The 20,273-nt window shown below is 26.1% G+C and carries 19 protein-coding genes; 9 read left to right on the top strand and 10 right to left on the bottom strand.

The window, feature by feature from the left end:
- Positions 1-225: 225 nt before the first annotated feature.
- Entirely contained in the window at positions 226-1,317 is a 1,092-nt protein-coding gene (locus tag QZ146_RS06155) for a radical SAM/SPASM domain-containing protein (protein ID WP_295722791.1), read from the top strand.
- Positions 1,318-1,353: 36 nt separating this feature from the next.
- Here QZ146_RS06155 and QZ146_RS06150 read toward each other — a convergent pair whose 3' ends face one another.
- Entirely contained in the window at positions 1,354-2,709 is a 1,356-nt protein-coding gene (locus QZ146_RS06150; protein ID WP_295722790.1) for an MATE family efflux transporter, read from the bottom strand.
- 231 nt (positions 2,710-2,940) lie between these two features.
- Positions 2,941-5,073, bottom strand: a complete 2,133-nt coding sequence (locus QZ146_RS06145) for a phage holin family protein (protein WP_295722789.1) — start codon at positions 5,071-5,073, stop codon at positions 2,941-2,943.
- A gap of 389 nt (positions 5,074-5,462) precedes the next feature.
- Between QZ146_RS06145 and QZ146_RS06140 the strand changes: the two genes are divergently transcribed.
- Both QZ146_RS06140 and QZ146_RS06135 read left to right on the top strand, forming a co-directional pair.
- A complete protein-coding gene (locus QZ146_RS06140; RefSeq protein WP_295722788.1) occupies positions 5,463-5,825 on the top strand; it encodes a hypothetical protein in 363 nt (120 codons plus the stop codon).
- A 62-nt stretch (positions 5,826-5,887) separates the two neighbouring features.
- Positions 5,888-6,787 carry an ARPP-1 family domain-containing protein gene (locus tag QZ146_RS06135; protein ID WP_295722787.1) on the top strand — a complete coding sequence of 300 codons (900 nt, stop codon included), beginning with the start codon at positions 5,888-5,890 and terminating at the stop codon, positions 6,785-6,787.
- A gap of 81 nt (positions 6,788-6,868) precedes the next feature.
- On the opposite strand, the gene QZ146_RS06130 is transcribed toward QZ146_RS06135, so the two are convergent.
- The 5 genes from QZ146_RS06130 to purC form a co-directional block, all read right to left on the bottom strand.
- Positions 6,869-7,171 carry a DUF2304 domain-containing protein gene (locus tag QZ146_RS06130; protein ID WP_365316776.1) on the bottom strand — a complete coding sequence of 101 codons (303 nt, stop codon included), beginning with the start codon at positions 7,169-7,171 and terminating at the stop codon, positions 6,869-6,871.
- 160 nt (positions 7,172-7,331) lie between these two features.
- Entirely contained in the window at positions 7,332-8,081 is a 750-nt protein-coding gene (gene cobA, locus QZ146_RS06125) for a uroporphyrinogen-III C-methyltransferase (RefSeq protein ID WP_295722786.1), read from the bottom strand.
- 85 nt (positions 8,082-8,166) lie between these two features.
- Positions 8,167-8,820, bottom strand: a complete 654-nt coding sequence (gene purQ / locus QZ146_RS06120) for a phosphoribosylformylglycinamidine synthase subunit PurQ (RefSeq protein ID WP_295722785.1) — start codon at positions 8,818-8,820, stop codon at positions 8,167-8,169.
- Between the two features lie 23 nt (positions 8,821-8,843).
- Positions 8,844-9,098 (bottom strand): phosphoribosylformylglycinamidine synthase subunit PurS, encoded by a 255-nt coding sequence (gene purS, locus QZ146_RS06115; protein ID WP_295722784.1) that lies wholly within the window; start codon positions 9,096-9,098, stop codon positions 8,844-8,846.
- 157 nt (positions 9,099-9,255) lie between these two features.
- Positions 9,256-9,996, bottom strand: a complete 741-nt coding sequence (gene purC / locus QZ146_RS06110; RefSeq protein WP_295722783.1) for a phosphoribosylaminoimidazolesuccinocarboxamide synthase — start codon at positions 9,994-9,996, stop codon at positions 9,256-9,258.
- Between the two features lie 590 nt (positions 9,997-10,586).
- Here purC and QZ146_RS06105 point away from each other — a divergent pair.
- Positions 10,587-12,041 (top strand): NAD(P)/FAD-dependent oxidoreductase, encoded by a 1,455-nt coding sequence (locus tag QZ146_RS06105; RefSeq protein WP_295722782.1) that lies wholly within the window; start codon positions 10,587-10,589, stop codon positions 12,039-12,041.
- A gap of 71 nt (positions 12,042-12,112) precedes the next feature.
- Positions 12,113-12,559 carry a D-aminoacyl-tRNA deacylase gene (gene dtd, locus QZ146_RS06100; protein WP_295722781.1) on the top strand — a complete coding sequence of 149 codons (447 nt, stop codon included), beginning with the start codon at positions 12,113-12,115 and terminating at the stop codon, positions 12,557-12,559.
- Between the two features lie 211 nt (positions 12,560-12,770).
- Here the strand turns inward: dtd and QZ146_RS06095 are convergent, their stop codons facing one another.
- The 3 genes from QZ146_RS06095 to QZ146_RS06085 all read right to left on the bottom strand — a co-directional run bounded on the left by QZ146_RS06095 (position 12,771) and on the right by QZ146_RS06085 (position 15,094).
- Positions 12,771-13,451 carry a hypothetical protein gene (locus tag QZ146_RS06095; protein WP_295722780.1) on the bottom strand — a complete coding sequence of 227 codons (681 nt, stop codon included), beginning with the start codon at positions 13,449-13,451 and terminating at the stop codon, positions 12,771-12,773.
- Positions 13,420-14,253, bottom strand: a complete 834-nt coding sequence (locus QZ146_RS06090; protein WP_295722779.1) for a M48 family metallopeptidase — start codon at positions 14,251-14,253, stop codon at positions 13,420-13,422. Before QZ146_RS06090 ends, QZ146_RS06095 begins: the two co-directional genes overlap by 32 nt.
- Before the next feature lie 280 nt (positions 14,254-14,533).
- Positions 14,534-15,094 (bottom strand): lipopolysaccharide assembly protein LapB, encoded by a 561-nt coding sequence (locus QZ146_RS06085; protein ID WP_295722778.1) that lies wholly within the window; start codon positions 15,092-15,094, stop codon positions 14,534-14,536.
- A 504-nt stretch (positions 15,095-15,598) separates the two neighbouring features.
- Between QZ146_RS06085 and cas10 the strand changes: the two genes are divergently transcribed.
- From cas10 to csm4, 4 genes are read left to right on the top strand one after another with little or no spacing between them, the layout of a single operon-like run.
- Positions 15,599-18,142, top strand: coding sequence for a type III-A CRISPR-associated protein Cas10/Csm1 (cas10, locus tag QZ146_RS06080; protein WP_295722777.1), 2,544 nt, complete (start codon positions 15,599-15,601; stop codon positions 18,140-18,142).
- A gap of 4 nt (positions 18,143-18,146) precedes the next feature.
- Positions 18,147-18,581: a type III-A CRISPR-associated protein Csm2 gene (csm2, locus tag QZ146_RS06075; RefSeq protein WP_295722776.1), complete on the top strand. Its 435-nt coding sequence runs from the start codon at positions 18,147-18,149 to the stop codon at positions 18,579-18,581.
- A gap of 11 nt (positions 18,582-18,592) precedes the next feature.
- On the top strand, positions 18,593-19,318 hold the full coding sequence (csm3, locus tag QZ146_RS06070; protein WP_295722775.1) for a type III-A CRISPR-associated RAMP protein Csm3: 726 nt from the start codon (positions 18,593-18,595) through the stop codon (positions 19,316-19,318).
- Between the two features lie 12 nt (positions 19,319-19,330).
- Entirely contained in the window at positions 19,331-20,272 is a 942-nt protein-coding gene (gene csm4, locus QZ146_RS06065; protein WP_295722774.1) for a type III-A CRISPR-associated RAMP protein Csm4, read from the top strand.
- Position 20,273: the final 1 nt, after the last annotated feature.

The following is a 20,273-nucleotide window of genomic DNA, read 5'->3' as shown; positions in this document are numbered from 1 at the left end:
GGCACCATTAAAAACAGACCAACAAAAACTAAAAATCAACAAAAAAGAAGAGCAAATATCACTCTTAAAATTTTGCTCTATCTAGCACCCTATAATTTTTAATATTATCTAATATTAATCAATAATTACAACAATATTGAATATTCAGTTTTGATAGTTAATAGTAAATAATTATATGTAAAGTAAATAATTTAAAATAAGTATATTTGTATATGGGGAAATTTTATGGTAAATGATTTTAATTTACAGGAATACCTTTCAAATGGTGCTGAGCGTATTGTAAAAGATGCAATAAAAGCATCAATTAAAAATCCTAAGGAAAGTTTGTTTTTAGCAAAATTTGCAAAACATACTAAAAAAGCAAAAAAAATTAGAGAAGAATATAATCGTAATGGTCAAAATATTCCAATCTTTCTAATATCAAGTATTACATCTTCCTGTAACCTACATTGCACGGGATGTTATTCAAGAGCAAACCATGGCTGTGATGATAATGATCCTATTAATCAGTTAACTGCAGAAGAATGGGAGGATATATTTAGACAGGCTAAAGATATTGGAATAAGTTTTATAGTTCTTGCAGGTGGAGAACCTATGCTTAGGGAAGATGTTATAATTTGTGCAAGTAAATTTCATGAAATTTTATTTCCCATATTTACAAATGGAACAATGTTAAATGAGGATTATCTAAAATTATATGATGGAAATAGAAATCTTGTTCCAATTTTATCAATTGAAGGAAATAAGGAGGTTACTGATTCTAGAAGAGGAGAAGGGGTGTATAATAATATAGTAGAGTCAATGGATCTATTAAAAAAGAATAATATAATATTTGGAGCTTCACTTACATTTACTCGAGAAAATTTATCTGAACTTTTAAAGGATGATTTTATTAATCAGTTAAAGGATTATGGATGTAAGGTAATATTTTTCATAGAGTATGTACCTGTTAGTGGAGAAAGATTAGATTTAGCACCTGGTGATATTGAAAGAGAATTATTATCTGAAGCAATTGAAAATTTACGTAAAAAACATGAAGATATGTTATTTTTATCATTTCCTGGAGATGAGAAAAGTTCTGGAGGTTGTCTTGCTGCAGGTAGGGGATTTTTCCATATTAATTCTCATGGACAGGCAGAACCATGTCCTGCATCACCATATAGTGATATAAATGTTAAGGACACATCACTTCTTGAAGCTTTAAATTCTAATTTATTTAAATCTCTTAGGGATGGAGACCTACTTCTAGATAATCATGATGGTGGCTGTGTATTATTTGAACATAAGGAAGATGTTGAAAATATTATAAATAAATAATTTACTTTAAATATATTTCTAAATATGTTTAAGTTTTTATCCTGTCCTATGATAATGATGGAATTTCTTAATTACTCCTTTTCTATGTTGGTCGAAAAGATAAACTATTAATGTAAAGTAAATTATAGCAAATACAATTTCTGCTATTAATATTGCAAGTAAAACACCTATACCATGATTGAAATAATTGGATAATAATGTTGCAATCATAATTTCAAACAATACCATAAAGAGTGATAATATTAAATCGTAATAACTTTTTCCTGTTCCATCAATAATTTTTCTTGATAATACTGTAACTTCATTAACTGGAACAATTATTATACCTGCAAGAGCAATATAAAATACAGATTCAGGGGCACTAGTTACTGAAAACAAAGCAAATCCATAATCTCTAATAAAGAAGAATATTACTGTTGTAATAATTGCAATTATTATGGATATTTTAAGTACATAATAATATAAATTTATTAATTCTTCTTTTTTGTTTGCACCAAATAAATGACCACTAACACTTATTAATGCTCTACTAAATGCTTTTTGAGGAGATGCGATTAATGTTTGTATTCTGGATGAAGTTCCATAAAGTAGTACTCCAATTTGACCTAATTGTTCGATTAAAATCCTATTAAAGTACAAACTAGTTAAACACCATAAACTATCTGTTAAAAAGCTTGGAATAGCAACTATAAATATTTCATATACAATTCCTGGTTTAAAGTATTTAAAATTCAATTCAACTGCTGATTTTCCACTTAAATACCAGTATAATAAGTATATTGCAGTTATTGCATTGGATAATATTGTAGCTATTGAAACACCAGTTACTCCCATATGCAAAACAAAGATAAAAATAGGATCTAAAACTAAATTTAATACATTTGTTATAATAAGCATAGCAGTAGGTATTCTAGAGTTTCCTTCTCCTTGTAAGGTACTAACAAATAAATTAGCAAAAAGAAAAACAAAGGAAAATATGAATAATGGTCTTAAATATGCTATTGATAAGTCTAAAGAGGAGGAATTTGCTTTTGTAAATATCAAAATATCTTTTATAAAGAAGGAAGCTAATCCAATAATAATTCCCATTATAATACATGTTATAATACCATGTAAAATTGAATTTTTAGCTCCTAGTAAGTTGTGTTGACCTATTTCTCGAGCTATTATAGAATTTGTTCCAACCCCCAGTGCCTTTCCAATACCATAAATCAGTGTAAATAATGGTACTGCAACTCCTACTGCAAAAAATGATTTTTGATCCATTTGTGATACCCAAAAAACATCTACAAATGAATAACATGCTTCAAAAATAGACAGTAAAAGTAAAGGCCTACTAAATTGCCAAAATGCATGTTTAGGGTTTGTTACAAAATCTACATTATATTTCATAAATTTATTTTGTTTATTATAATACTTAAATATTGTAGGATGATAAATATAATACTAGTTTTGGAGCTTATATGTTGTTTTTCGGTGATTTCAAGTATTTGTTCAGTTAAGGTTTTTTATTTTTTTATTTTTTTATTTTTTTTTTATTCTTATTTTTATTTTAGTTATTTGGGTATTGAATTATTAAAAATTATAATATTTTCTAGAAGATTATGATAATATACAATTCAGTTATTGTGTTTCAAATTTTAAAAGCTCTGTCTGTTTTTTTAAAAATTCATATATTGATTCCGCACCAATTAATTCATCAGGTGCTTTCCATGTGGAGGGATATAAAATAAAAGGTTTTGTTTGATTTCCTCCTAGTCCTCCATGAGATCCAATTAATTCTTCAAATGCACAAACTTCATTTGTTTTATTGTCATAAAAGCTATTTACAAGTATATCTGGCATATTGTCAAAGGAATTTTGTCGTTTCAAATGTTTTTTAGCATTTAAACCAAAACCTTTAAGTGGATTTTCTCCTACAGTTTCACCCTTATCTAAATAATAAATTCCTTTGTCTCCTATAACCATTCCTCCATTAGTTATAGAATTAACAAGGATAAATCCAATTCCTTCATGTTTAACAAGTCCTGGAATTAAATTGGGAAAAAGCATCACAATCTCTTCATAAGATAGGCGCTCTTTCCACTGGGTTAAATAGATTAGTCCTAAATTTCCAGAACCTAATACTATCAGTTCAGATTCTTTTGCTTTTTTAGTACTCTGCTCTATACTTTGATGGCTTATAATATAATCTAAACTATTTGAATATTTTTCTTTTAAGTTTAAATATTGTTTATTTTCAAATATTATTCTAGGTTTTCTATTTCCATATTCTTCTTTAATATTTTTCATAAATTCATTATCTTCAAATAATTCATAACGTATATTACCTACTTTTTGTTTAAGATTTTTTATTTGTTTATTTTCTGGAATTACTGCATCTCTAAAGTGGTCAATATTATACTTATTTTTATATATTTTTAAGTTTTTAGGAAGTAATCTACGTACATAGTCTTCTAAACTTATGTTGTATCTTTGTTTGAATGTAGCACCCATTGATTGACCATGGTCTGATAAAATAACTAATTGATAATTTCTATCACTCATTTCTATTGCAGAGTTAATTTTAGAAAATTGCAAATCTATTGATTTTAAAGCATTCCACACATCCTCATCTTCAACTCCAGAATGATGTGCTATTTCATCATAACCCATATAACTTGCATATGCAGTATCAATATTTCCAGTTAATATTTCACTTGTTAAAACGTCAGTTGTAACTTCTCTTAAAACAACATTAGCACCTGCTCTTACGGCAGCATAAACAATATTTCTTTTTAAACGTGGTTGTATATTTTTGATTTTGTGGACTAATTGTGATTTTAATTCAAGAAGTATATCCCATAAAAATAAAATAAATAATCTTTGAAAGTTATATGCATCTAAAAATACAGAATTTAATGACTTACTGTAAATATTAGATAATCCATTTAATTTTGAAGAAGTTAATGTTGGAATAATACTATCGCCTGAGAACATATTTGCAATACTAATTCCATTGATAAGTAATCCTTTACCATTACTTATTCTTTTTTCAAGCATTGGGGAATCACTTAATTTACCCGAAACTACAATTTGATTATTATTTTCTTTTTCAACCCATCTATATGCCACAATATTCTTATTATTTCCATGTAAAATTCCTGCTTGACTTGCACCTGTTTGTGAAGATAAATCAGTTTCCCATTCCTTTAGAGTATGTGTTTTATTATCTATGAAATTTTTAATATTAGGCATCTTACCTTTATCAATGGCTTTTTTTAAAGTATTAATTGATAATCCATCAATTTCAAGCATTATTAATCCATTATATCCTTTGTTATCCTGTGTTTTTTGTTTGATTGCATTTTTAAGTATTTTTTTAATATAACTATCATAATAGTTTGTGTTTGTAATATTTGTAATAAATGTTGTAGTTATTGCCATTACAATAGGAACTTCTAAGATTCCATAAATTCCAGCTGATACTCCAGGAATAAGAAGGGATGTAATATAAAATATAATAGAATTTATAAAAAGTGACCCTATTCCAAAAGTAAATATGATAATTTTCATTAAAAATCTTCTAAATATTGGCCATAACAGTGAATTTCCAATTGCAACTGCTATTACAATAATGATTCCATTATACCAAGGGCCAATTGTAAAATCAGTACTAATATAGTCTAAAATATATAATGCAACTATATTTGATAGGAAAAATAACAATGTTTTTATTATTATATTAAATGATGTGAAAATCTTGTTTTTAATCATTTTATCTTAATTTCCCTTATTTTTTAAATTTATTCTATTTAAAAGCAATAGTGCAAAATTTTAATATTTTCCATTTTTTTAATCAAGCACTGATTTAATATAATTTAGAAATTAAAATATGGAAATATCATTTTATTATAAAATATTTAATCTTAATTTAAATACCTTAATAGTTTAATTTAACTACTTTAATATTTAATTTTATTTATTTTTTTATAATTCTTTTATTTGTTTAAAGTTTTTTAAGAATTTATAATTTTTTTTATAAATGTCTAATATATTTGGAATTAATTTTAGATAAATTTTTTAAAATATTATTCCAAATATTTAAATTTAAAAAAATAGATAGTATTTATAGAATTATAATTTATTATTAAGGGGGGTTTAATATGGATTATGATTATTCTGATGATATTTTTATAACAGTTAATGGATTTAATATGTTTCATGGTATTAAACCATTTAAATTAGACTCTATTTTAAAACTTAAAAAAGAACCAAATAATGATTATGATAGTGAGGCTATTGCTGTTGAGTTAAGATATGCTGGCAAATCTGCTTATATTGCAAATAGTGTAAAAACTGTTATTAAAGGCACTATGAGTGCCGGTAGAATTTATGATAAAATTTTAGACGAAGATTATGCTCAGGTTAAATTTATATCGACTAATGCTATCATTGCTAAAATATTAACATCAGATGAGATTATTGTCTTAAGTAAGAATCCAAATTCTGATATAAATCATATTTAGTTCAATTTAATTTATTTTATTTTATTTTTATTTATTTTTCATTATTTAAGGGGGTATTTAATATGGAAATTAAAATTGATGAAAATATAATTAGTTTTAATGAATTGAAGGTACAATCTTATAAAGGTCTTACAATAATTCCTTTAGAAACTGAAATATCTAATGCTACAGATTTTCTCACTTTAAAGAAAGGATTTGATTTAGGTCTTGTTGAAGTGAAGGAATGTGAAGTTGAAGATGTAAATAATGTTATCATAACTAATAATGCTGTGACTCCATTAATATTGATTGATGGTGAGGAGATTATTGGGGCAAAACAGAATCGTATTGTAAATAGAACAGTTATTGTTCCACCAAAAACAACAATGAAAATATCTGTTAGTTGTACTGAAAGAGGAAGATGGAGTTATAAGAATAATCATTTTTGTGATTTTGAACAATCAGATTATATTGCAAATTCAAATACTCGTAGAGCTAAAGCAAGTGCTTTAGATGAACAATCTATTCAGGATAATGTTTGGTATTCTATTGATAATTTTTCACACAGATGTTCAATTCAACCAAAAACTAGTGCTATGGTTGATTGTTATGAAGATTTCAGCCAATATCAAGATGAATATTTAGATTATTTTAAATTATCTAATAATCAAACAGGTCTTATTGCAATTATAGATAATGAAATTATCGGTGTTGAAATATTCACTAATCCTGAAATTTATGAAAATTATCATGATAAAATTATTAGAAGTTATATTATTGATAGCATTGATTTTAAAGCTAATGATTCAGTTGATGATGATAAGATTAATGAGATTATTGAAAATATTTCAAAATCAGAATTTATTAAAGAAAAATCTCAAGGCCTTGGTGAATTTATTAAATTTAGCAATAATTATGGTACTGGTACTGCATTAATATATGATGATGAGATTATTCATATGCCATATTTTAAAGATTTATAATTTTTTTTTTTAATTTGCAACTATGGTCTAATATTTTAATGGAGATAATCTTTTTTATCTTAGAATATTAAATGAGAATAATTATTTTTTATTTTTTTCATTAAGGATTTTATTTAATTTGGAAATATTTTCATTTAAATCATTCATTTTTCGTATAGTATAATAACTAAAGTATACTAATATTCCAATAGCGATTGCAAAAATCATGTCTAATCCACGACCGAAACCAACCATTTTACTTATAAGTGATGTAAAATCTCCTAAAAAGGTGATTATTATAGCAATAATCCAAAATAAGCTCCAGAGTAATAATACTCCTAAGCGTATCTCATGTTTTTTATATTTTATATAAAAAATGTATATGAAAACTATTCCAATAATTATTGTTGCAGGTTGGTATAAATGAAATGGTAAATGTAGGCCAAAAATAATATCATCTCTTTTTTATGTTTTTTTTTTAATTTTTTATTTTATTAAACTTTTTTTTAATATTTCTGGTTAATATTTTTTCATTGATTTTTTTTATAATATTAGCTTTATTTTTTTATTGTTTTTCTTTTAAGTAATCCATATCCTTAAATATGTCTATTACATTTCCAATAATGAGTATTGCAGGGGTATTAATATTTTTATCTGCAATATTTTCAAGTGTAGCGAAAATTATTCTTTCTCCTGGAAGTGTACCGCTTTCAACTACACATGCAGGTGTTTTAGGGTCACGATATTTCATAATTTCTTTAGTGTTTTCTTCAATATTACCAATACCCATGAGGATTATTAATGTATCTGCAGTAAAGTCCCATTTAACTTGTTTTTCAGATTTTGTTGGATCTTCATGACCTGTTACAACGGTAAATGAGGTTGCAACTCCTCTATGTGAGACTGGTAGTCCAAGAGATGTTGGAGCTCCTATTGCAGATGTGACTCCAGGTATAATTTCAAAGTTTACATTTGCTTCAACAAGTTCAATTATCTCTTCGCCTCCACGACCAAATACAAATGGATCTCCACCTTTAAGACGCACAACTATAGGTTCGCTTTTACCATCTTTACTATTGATTTTATCTTGTGCTTCTTTAACTATAAGTTTATTAATTTCTTCTTGTTTTTTATAATGTGCACCTGCTTTTTTTCCAACATATATTTTTTTAGCATTATCTGGTGCATAGTCAAGTATTTCATCATTTGAAAGATAGTCGTATAATACTACATCTGCTTTTTTTAAGACTTTAACTGCCTTTACAGTTATTAAATCTACATCTCCAGGACCTGCACCTACTAAATATACTACCATTATATCACTTTAGATGTTTATTAAAAATTAAAATTAAATTAATATTTAATATTAAAATAGATTAGTTTTAATCTAAGTATATTGATTAAAGATTGTCAATCATACCTTTAAAGATTTTAAGTCCATCATCTGAACCTAATATTTTTTCGCTTGCTCTTTCAGGGTGTGGCATCATTGCACATACAAGTCCAGATTCATCACATACTCCTGTAATTTTTTCCATAGATCCATTAGGATTTTCTTCTGCAAATGAAAATAAAATTTGATCTTGTTCATGGATTAAGTCAATGTTTTCGCTGTAGAATCTTCCTTCTGCATGGGCTATTGGGATTGATACAATTTCTCCTTTCTTATAATATGAGGTAAATGGACTACGTGTACTTTCTACATTAAGTTTTATTGATTGACAATTAAATTTTGGATATTCATTTCTAATGAAAACACCTGGAACTAAACCTATCTCACCAAGTATTTGTGCACCATTACATATTCCAAGTACTGGTTTTTCTTCTTTTACAAGTGCTTTTACACCTTTAATTACAGGTGTAATTGAAGCTATTGCTCCAGCACGTAAGTAATCTCCATATGAAAATCCTCCAGGTATTATTATTCCATCATATTCTGTTAAATTTTCATCTTTCCACCAGATGTATTCTGCTTGTGCTCCTGCAAGTTCAATTGCATGATATACATCCCGGTCACAATTTGTACCTGGAAATCTTATAACTCCTATTTTCATGTTTTCCCTCAAAATATTTTTATTTAAAAATTATTCTGATTAATTGTAATTTTATAGTTGTGGATTACAGGATTACAAAGTAATCTTTGACACATATCATCTACTTCACTTTCAACCTCTTCGACACTTTTACCTTCCATTTGGAAGGTAATAATGTTTAAGGTTTGTGTATTTTCCACTTTATATCCAAGTAAGCTAAGTGAATTTTCTATTGTTTTTGCTTCAGGATTTAACATACCCTTTTTAAGGGATATTTCAACTTCTATATCAAATATCATTTTAATCACACATGTTTAACTTTTATTATTTTTATTAATCTTAATATTAATTTTATTTTATTATTTTTGTCATGTTCATCTTTATTTTTTTATTAAAAATAATCAAAAGAACCCTTAATTTAAATTAATTTTAAAAGGTTTTATTTAATGGTTTTAACTATAAATTCCATTTAGCTTTATCTTCATCACTAAGTAATCTATTGAATACTTCTTCATATGCACTCATTACTTTATCATCTTGACCTTTCCTAAATAGTTCCTTATCAAGCATATCTTGGGTTTCAACATCCCATAATCTGCAACTGTCAGGACTAATTTCATCACCAAGTACAATGTTTCCTTCTGTATCTTTACCAAATTCAATCTTAAAGTCAACAAGGGTTATACCTGCATCTAAAAACATATCCTTCATAATATCATTAATTTTAAGTGCAGTCTCTCTTATAAAGTCTAAATCTTTCTGACTAGCTAAACCTAATGCTATAGATATACTGTCATTTATAGCAGGGTCATGGAATTCATCACTTTTATAGTCAGTTTGGATTATTGGAGGATTAAGTGGGGTCTTGTCTTCAAATGGGAATGTTCTAACTAAACTTCCAGTTGCAATATTACGTACAATAACCTCAAGAGGTATCATATCTAATTTTTTAACAACAAGGGTAGATGGTTTAGCCATTTCAATAAATTGAGTTTTAATTCCATTATCCTCTAATACTTCAAATATTTTACTTGTAATAATAGAATTATAATAACCTTTTTTTGTCATGGTTTCTTTTCTTGCACCATCACCTGCAGTCATATCATCACGGAATTCAACAATTACTAAATTGTCATTATCAGTTTCATAAACACTTTTAGCTTTACCTTCATATAATAAATTAGTTTTTTCGGTCATTTTAATCCTCTATTATTTAAATAATCGTTTAAGTTCAATTTTAACTGTTAATTATTATTCTAATAGAATATACTATTAAGAATATTAATAATTAATATAATAGTTGTTTATATTTTTAATAATAATTATAATTTATGTTAAAGGTCTTCTTTTTTTTGAAATTATTTAAAACTAAATTTAAAAATTTTTTATTTCAAATATATTTTTAAAGGCTTTAAAAAATTTAGTTTTATAAGTTTTAATTTTTCAAATGACCTTTTTCTTATTTAAACATAAAGTATCCTTGCCTTTTTTTATCTAAAATATAATTTTATTTATATTTTCTTTATTTTAAACATAATCTATTATTGTCCTTTTTTCTTATTTTAAAAAATAAATTGTATTTTTCATTGATTTTTTTAATCTTATACCATTATAGGGTAATTTACTTAAGACTATTCAAAAACTTATAATTATGTTCTAATAAAAAATTTATATTTTATCTGATAAATATTTAAAATAATTTTAAAAAAATTTATATTTTCTTTAATTTTAAATAAATAATATTAGTTTTAAAGACATTTTTATTATAACTTTTTACGGATGAGAAGATGTACGATTATGATGTAATATATATTGGCAGTGGAAATGCTGCATGGCAAGGTGGAAGGTTTTTGAAAAAAGCAGGATTAAAAGTCCTTATTATTGAAGAAAGTCTTTATGGAGGAACATGTGCAAATAGGGGATGTAATTCTAAGGCATTATTAGATGCACCATATGAGCTTAAAGCTTCATTTGATAAATTTGAAGGTGTTGGAAAGTCAGCTAATATGGAAGTTGATTGGAATGCTTTAATGAAATTTAAAAGAAAACGTATAGCAAATATGGCTCCATTTTTGGATAATAAGTTTAAGGAATATGGGCTTGATGTTGCTCATGGTAAAGGAAAAATCATAGATGAACATACTGTTGAAGCTGGAAATAAAAAATACACTACAGATAAAATTGTAATTGCAACAGGCCTAAAACCTGTTATACCAGACATTAAAGGGAAGCAATATTTACATGATAGTACGGATTATCTGGATGTGGGAACTCTTCCAAAACATGCAATAATTATTGGTGGAGGTTTTGTGGCAATGGAATTTGCATCAATTCTTGCAGAAGCAGGTAATAGTGCAGATGTTATTATCCGTTCTGATATGGCTTTAAAATACTTCCATCAACCATATGTTCAAAATGTAATTGAAATACTCAAACAAAAGAATATACGTTTCCATTTTAATGAAACAGTTCTTGAGATTATAAAAAATCATGATGGAATTATAGATGCTGAAGCTAAGGTTTCAAATCTTGAAAATGGATTAAATACTGATGGTGTATTTAAAGATCCGGAAGCGAAGGTTGATAATATTCCTTATGAAAATGGTTTTACAGTCAAATGTAAAAGTGGTATTGAATTAACAGGAGATTATGTTGTTGGAGCTACTGGAAGAGAGGCAAATCTTGAAGGAGTCGGTCTTGAAAATATAGGATTAACATATACTAAAAATGGAATTAAAGTAAACGATCATCTGCAAACTAAAATACCTAATATTTATGCAGCAGGAGATGTTGCAGATACAGGCATTGCAAAGCTTGTAACTGTTGCAATTCACCATTCTAAATATCTTGCAAAAGAGTTACTTTCTGAGGCTGATGCTATCACATATCCAGTAGTACCTGCAGTTGCATACACTATTCCAAGAATTGCTACAGTTGGAGTACCAGTTTATAAAGCTTTGGAAAATGGAGAGTATAGTGTACATAGACTTAGATATGGTAAATCATATTCACTTGAACTTAAAAATGATACAACCGCAGAGGTTAAAGTTGTTGTAGATAATGATTTGAATATTGTTGGTGCTGAAATATTTGCTGCTGACGGTGAAAATGTGGCGAATATGTTTGCTTTTATTATTAATCATAAAATCACTTTAGAGGAACTTGATTATATGATATATGCATTCCCATCTAGTAGTGCAGTATGTTTATATAAATTACATAATATTCATTATGATTTATAAGTAGGATTTTATATGAAATTAGTTGTTGGAGAGTTAATTCATTCATTATGATTTATAGGAAGGGATTTTATATGAAATTAGTTGTTCAAAGAGTTAAATCTGCTAGTGTTGAAGTGGATGGGAAGATTATTGGTGAGATTAATAAGGGTTATATGGTTCTTGTAGGTTTTTCTTCAAAGGATACAGAAAAAGAAGTAGATTATATGGCAAATAAACTCGTTAAATTACGTATATTTGAAGATGAAACTGGAAATATGAATCTTCCAGTAAATGATGTTGAAGGCGAAGTTTTACTTGTTCCTCAATTTACATTATATGGAGATACCCATAAACATAATAGGCCTTCTTTTCATAAAGCTAAAAAATCTGATGAAGCAAGTAAACTTTTTGATGATTTTGTTTTAAAATGTAGAAAAACAATGAATGTTCAAACAGGGCAGTTCGGTGCATATATGCAAGTTGAGTTAGTAAATGATGGGCCTGTAACTATATTAATTGAAAAAGAGTCTGATAATTAAGTCGTAAATGATTATTTGATTGAAAGTGTTTAACAAATCAATTATTACAATTTACAACTAATTTGTAAAAAAGATATAGATATAATAAGTATAAATCTATAAAATAAGGACATATATGTAAAATTAGTTTAAAACCATAAAAAAATAAAATAAAATTAAATAAAAATAAAATAAAATAAATTTAAGTAAAAAAAGAATGAAAATAAAATATTTATTCTTCTTCTATTCCCATTTCAAAGTCAGGGAATTTTGCCTTACATTTAGAAGCTAATTGTTCTACTTTAGGCATGTCTTCCTTATTGAGTGCATAGATTATGTATTCTACCCATATTCTTTCATCATTATCGTCCATCTCAAGAACTTTTTCAAAGCAATAATATGAAAGATCACGGTTTAAAGCTTCGCAAGCTAATGCTTTTATAAGCATACATTCATATATTTCTTCATTATCCTTTATTTGGTTTATAATATACAATGCATCAATGCTTAGGAAGTTTAAAAGATATAAAAATCCTTTAAATATCATTATATTTTTGTCATCAGGATTTTTTAGGAAATAATCATTGGTATTTTCAAGAGCTTCATCAAATTTTCTGTTTTCAATGAGTTCTGTATTTTTTCTTAGAAAATCAGCCATATCTTTATCTTCTATTTTTAAAATAAAATCGTTTACATAAGTGAGTGTATTTTTAATATAGTTTTCAATAACTTCAATTATTTCTTCATCGCTGTTATAGATACATTCTTCACTTTCTTGACTTAATATATAATCGTTGTGATTTTCATTATATCTAAATTGGCTATGAGCTATTGTTAAGGCCTCATGGATTTCATCCATGTTTAATTCTTCCAGTTCATTTTCATCTATAAATTGGTATGGGACTGATTTCAAGTTCTTCTTCCTCTCCTTCTTCAATATCGTTATTAACGTTTATCACTAAATTTCCCTCCTCATCACGTTCTATTCCACTTCCGTCTTCTAATTCTATATCTATATTATCATCTAGTTTTAGAGTAATATTTCCATTTTCATCTATGTCATCAGGGTTTATTTCGATGACATTGTCTTCATCAAGGATTATTTCATCATCATCATTATCAAATTCTGCTTGAAGGTTTGCAGGGTCAAGTTCATTTAATAATCCTTCAACTCCGCCATGATTATTTAAGAAATCTTCAATATCTTCATCTTCAAAATTATCAATGTATTCTATTATTTCAAACAGATCACCTTCGAAGTCTTCATCTGCAGAAGCAACGAACATATTAAAGAGTACTATTTTAACAAACACTTTTTGATTAGTTTCCATTATTCCTTCATAGCTTTCACTTTCTTCAATTTTATCTAAATCTACATATTCTGTCATTTTAAGAACATGATAGTGGAAATTATCAGGATTTAATTGGATTGCATCCTCAATATATTTGACTGCATCTTCATACTCCTCAACAGAGTTAAGAGCATAACTTTTTATAAAAAAGCTATCTGGATTATTATCGTCAAGCTTAATATTTTCAATTGCATCTTTTATAGGGCCTTCATCACTTGATTCAATACAATTTAATATAAAATAAAACACACTTCTATCATCAAAATTGGAATTAAATAAAGTAATGAATTTTTTTAAAGCTTCACCATAATTCTCATTATTTAAATCGTTTATTGCTTCATCGTATAATTTATCATTATTCATAATATGACCTTTTTTTTTGTGATTTGTTAAATTGTTTTTAAGTTTATTTTAATTATATTTACACTATTTATAAAAGTATTTATTCTTATTATTTCTTTAATTATTTTTTATTAAATTTTAAACAAAAGTCTTATAATATTTAAATAGTTATAATTCTTAAATTTAGTATTCTTTTAAATAATATCTCACTGTATTATTAAATATTTATTAACTCTTAATTTGATACTTTTAAAAACCGTATTATAAAAGTATTATAAAATATTTATGTCTTATATTCTTATTAGATATTATTAATTCCACCAAGTTCTTCTAGTGTTAGTTGAATATCTTTTTCAGTATATCTGTCAATATTAACAAATAATTCTTCAGGACTTAAGTTAGTATCATTATGCTCTATAAAGTAATTAAACAGATAAATTTTAACATATGTATTCATATGATTTTCTTTAAGAAATTTTAAATATTCTTCTCCTTCTTTTGTTTTATCTAATTTATCATATATTTGGACTTTACGATATGCATACTCAAAATTGTCACTATTGAGGGTGCATGCTTTATTAATTGATTTAAGTCCACTTTCATAGTCATCATTTAAAAGATGAATGTCACTTTTAATATAATATAACTGACTATCCTTAGGATTTGTATCAATTAAATCATTAATATATTTTAATCTATTATCATTATCAATTTCTCCAAAACATGGTGCAAATCGTGTAGATAATATTTTTTCTTTTTGATAGTCTTTATTATATAATTTTACATAAATCTTAAGTGCATTTTCATAATCTTTACTTTCAAAGTACTTTTCTGCCTGAATATATTCCTGTTTTTTTCCCATTTTATAACCTAATTGTTTTATTAAATATTTTTTTATATTTATTTAATAATTAAATAATGTTTTGAGTTAAAGTTTTGGATGTTTTATTCTTATTTTTTCTAATAGTTTTTTATAATTACATATATATTATTATATTACTTTATCAATTATGAAACTAATTTTTAAAATAATTATTTAAGAAACTATTTTTTTAAATCATAATATGATTTCTAATTCTTTTTTTTATTTTAAGACATATATTGTTTAAAAATAAGTTAAATTAATTTTTATTAAATAATTTTACATAATATTTTTATTAATTATTGAAATTCAAATAAAAACTTTTATTAATAATATTTTTTAATATTTAATATAAGAAACATTTAAAAACATATATTTGTTTAATAAAGTTTGAATTTGTATTCAACTATGCAATATGTTTTTTATTATTTGTTTAGGGGGATTATCAAATTCTTTAAACTTTTTTTAATATTTATTATTTAAATGTTTTAAAAAAGTTAGGAGGTGTTTGATATTTATGATGAATATGTAAATGTACAATTTGGTGCATTATTACATGATATTGGTAAGTTTTATCAACGTACTGGTAAAAAACATTCAGAAAAATATCAAAAATATACTCAAGATGACTATGGTTGGAATGGTGCACATGGAAAATGGAGTGCAGATTTTACAAGCCAATATTGGAATGAGGATATAGAAGATTTAGTATTATACCATCATAATCCCAATAAATCCAATTTTCCAGAGTTATGTAAAATTGTTCAAAAAGCAGACCATTATTCTTCAAGTGAGAGAATATCCTCTGAAGATAAAAATGATACATCTAAAACACCATTAAATTCCATTTTTTCAAGGATTGCCATAGGTGATAATGGCTTAATTAAAGAACAACATGTTCCACTTCAAAGATTAGATATTAATAAATCTAGTTTTGATAATTTAAAACCTAGAGTTAACCCTTTAAAGGAAGGTGAATGGAATCTTCAACCGGAATATAATAGATTATGGTCCTTATTTTTAAAAGATATTGATTCTTTAAAAAACAAAAACGATTTTTCAACTGTTCTTGCAATTTTGAGAAAATATACTTCTACTATCCCATCTGCAGTATATGTTTCTCAAGCAGATATTTCATTATATGATCATCTTAAAACAACAGCTGCAATAGCAAGCTGTTCTTATTTGTTTGATAGTGAATCAGATTCAAAAGATGCACATAAGTTTATTATTATTAATGGTGATATTTCAGGTATTCAGAACTTTATTTATAAGGTTTCTTCTCCGCAGGAAGCTCAAAGTGGTATGAGTAAAAGACTTAGAGGCAGGTCTATTTATATAAGTTTACTTAATGAAGCTATTGCAAGTAGGATTATTCGGAATTTAAATCTTACAGAAGCAAATATTCTCTTTTGTGGTGGTGGAAGATTTGTTATTATTGCTCCAAATACTCGAACATCCATTGAAGAAATAAATAAAATTAAAAGTGATATTAATAGATATTTTATTTCTAATTTTAATGCTGAATTATATTTGGCTTTAGTTTATAAGGAATGTAAGGGTGAAGATTTATCAAATTTCGGTGAAATTACATCTAATTTATCAAATCTTTTAAATGAAGATAAAAAACATAAATTTTCAGATAATCTGGATGAAATTTTTACATTGGATGAAAAACCAGTATATAATACCTGTTCTGTCTGTGGAAATCCGATAGATAATGAAAATCAGAATATTTGTAATTCCTGTATAGAACATGAAAATTTTGGTGCAATAGTTGGTAATAGAGAATATATGATTAAATATTACTCAAATACCAAAATAATTTCAAATTCAATCTTCTTTGAAAGTCTTAACATTGGTTTTACTTTTAGAAATGATGATAATGGTTCTATCAATAAAGTTATTGGGGATTTAGCTTCCAAATCTGAATTTGTAGAAGTAATTAAACTTAATGGCACTGATTTTACATCTTTGGCATCACAATTTTCAGATGCGAATATTTCATTTAGTTTTAGTTTTCTTGGAAACACTATCCCTAAAGCAAAGGGCACTACATTGTACTTTGAACACTTAGCAACTATTAGTAAAGGTGCAGATAAATTAGGTGTTTTAAAAATGGATGTAGATAATTTGGGAAAAGTATTCTCACAGGGTTTTAATAAAATATCTTCTGATGATTCAAAAGGAGCAAGTATTTCTCGTGTTTCTTCACTTTCATCAATGCTTGATTTGTTCTTTTCAGGAATTATTAATGAGATAAGTAAAAATTATAGGGTTTTTACAAAAGTTTGTGATGAATGTAAAGACAAAGTTAAATCAGTAGAATTAGTTCTTCAAAGTGATAATGAAAATAAAGAGGATGAAGAGCTTAAATCTATTATGGTTTATAAAGAAAAAACTGGTGAGGAACTTTGCGATGAATGTGAAAGATATGCTATACCAACTATTCATATAAATTATTCTGGTGGTGATGATTTACTGGTAATTGGTCCATATGATGATATTATTAAATTTGCACAGGAATTTAGAGATAAATTTAAACAATGGTCTTGTAATAATCCTTCTATCAATATATCTGGGGGAATAAGTATTGTTGGTCCTAAATTCCCTATTGGTAAAGCTGTTGGATTTGCAGATACTAATCTGGAACATTCAAAATCCTGTGGTAAAGATAAAATTACATTGTTTGATCAAGTTTTAAGATGGGATTCAAATGATGTATTTAAAGGATTTAATGATTTGATTGAATATGGGGAAGAATTGGAGGAATATAAGGATAAAAATCAGCTATCTATGGGAATAATTTATTATATGTTAAAGTTATGGAATCAGCATATTAATAAAAAGATTATTCCAAATTCAACTAATGGATGGGAGAGGGAAAATGCCCGTAGATTGGAAACCAAAGTTTATGTTCCCTATATTAAATACAAATTACGTTTAATAAAAAATAGGACATTTAAAGATGAAATTGATAAAAAAACTATTAAAAATATGCCTTGGATAAATATCCCTGTTTCATGGGCAAGTTTAAGGATGAGGTGATTTGATGGCTAATGGATATAACAGAAATAATAATGATTCTGGTGAAATAAAAGAAATTATTAATGAAATTAATCAGGTAAAGATGTTAAGTGATATATCAGCAAAAAAATATGCTGATGAAAATGGTTATGCAGATAAAATAGCAAAAAACTCTAAAAATCTTAAAACCACACAACTTCGAAAGTTTTTTGGTGCAGTAAAGCTTATTGAACAAAAAGAAACATGGGATGAAATTGAAGTTGACTTTTATCTACTTAAACCACAAATTGCTGTTGCAAAGGGTAGAAATTTAATCCCTTTAAATTTTTATAAAATTATGATGGCACTTATGAGAAAAGTAGATGTAGGTAGTGAAGAAGAAAAAATGAATAATTTTAATACATTTGTAAAATTTTTCGAATCAATTGTAGCATATCACAAATTTTACACAGGTAAATAGGAGGTTTAATAATGTTTAAAGAAAATTATGTTATTTCCGGAAAAATTGTATGTTTAACAGGTTTACATATTGGTGGTTCAGCAGATTCTATAGATATTGGTGGAAGTGATAACCCAGTTATAAGGGATAGTGTAACTAATTTACCATATATTCCAGGTTCCTCTTTAAAAGGTAAACTTCGAAATTTATTTGAGTTAAATGATGAAGTTTCAGCTCAAAGTGTTATTAAAAATGAAGGTAAACCTTCAGATGATGAAAACTCTATTTCTGCAAAAGTTTTCGGAGTTTCTTCAGATAAAAAATCACAATTAATGTTCCCCACAAGAATTATTGTAAGAGATTCATATCCTACTGAAGATACTAAAGAATTATGGACATCTCAAGAAGAAATTGTTGGAGGTGCAGAATTAAAATATGAAAATAACTTAAACAGAATAGATTCTAGTGCAACTCCAAGAAATATTGAAAGAATTCCTAAAGATTCTAAGTTTGATTTTGAAATAATATTTACAGTATATGAGGATGATGAAGATTTAATTAAATATGTATTTGAATCCATGTTACTTTTAGAAGATAATTATCTTGGTGGAAGTGGTAGTAGAGGTTTTGGTAAAGTTAAATTTGATGAAATTACTGTAGAAAAAAGAGATTCCAATTATTATAAAGAAGATAAAGAACCTGAAATAATTGTTGAAAATGGAGATATTCCAGAAGCTATAGAAAAAATATATAATTAAGGAGAGATCATAATGTTGGTTTATATAAAACCTTTATCTATCTTTCCAGAATTACATTCAGATACTTTGTTTGGTGCTTTAACATTTGCCATTAATCAACTTTATCCGGATAAAACAGATGCTATCTTGGAAGAGTTTAAAAATAATGTACCATTTTACTTATCATCTCCTTTCCCGTTTATCTATGATGAAAATGATGAAAAAGTTAAATTCTTCCCTAAAATCAATTTAAATCAAAAATTAGATTTGAATAATTCTGTTTTTGATGATTTAAAAAAATATAAAAAGGTTAAATTTGTTGAAGAAGAAATTTTCTATAATATTATTAATGGTCAGTTAAATGAATCTGATATTTTAAATAATTACTCAGATTATTCTTCCTCAGGTAGTTTTCTTATGAATAAATCCTATGAGAATTTCAGATTAACTGAGGATATTATTCCTAACAATAGTGTAAATAGATTATTTAATACTACAGAGGGCATTTTTTACTCCGAAGGTCAAAGATATTTGAATATGGGTTTATTTTTCTATATTGAATTTAACGATAAGAACTATATTCCAATTATTAAAAGCGCATTAAAATTCTTAAAAGACCGTGGATTTGGAAAAGATATATCAACAGGTAAAGGTCAATTTGAATATGAAATATATGATGAATCAATAAAGGATGTTACAGACTCTAAATACTTCATAAATCTTTCAAGATTTATTCCCTCTGAATATGATTTAGAAAATATTGATGGATATTCAATATATGAAATTGATTCTAAAAGAGGTAGAAGTGCTTCTGGTGAGATAAGAAAACAGGTAAGATTCTTTAAAGAAGGTTCAATCTTTAAAAACTATAGTGATAGTTATGGAACAATAGTTGAAGTAGGAGATATTAATCCTGCAGTAGAATATGGTATAGCATTTCCTGTAAAAACGGCTATTGATTTGGGAGGTAATTAAT

It is taken from the genome of uncultured Methanobrevibacter sp. (assembly GCF_905235195.1).
Lineage (GTDB): Archaea > Methanobacteriota > Methanobacteria > Methanobacteriales > Methanobacteriaceae > Methanarmilla.
The sequence above is the reverse complement of the archived record's forward strand: the minus strand, read 5'-3'. Positions and strand labels throughout refer to the sequence as shown.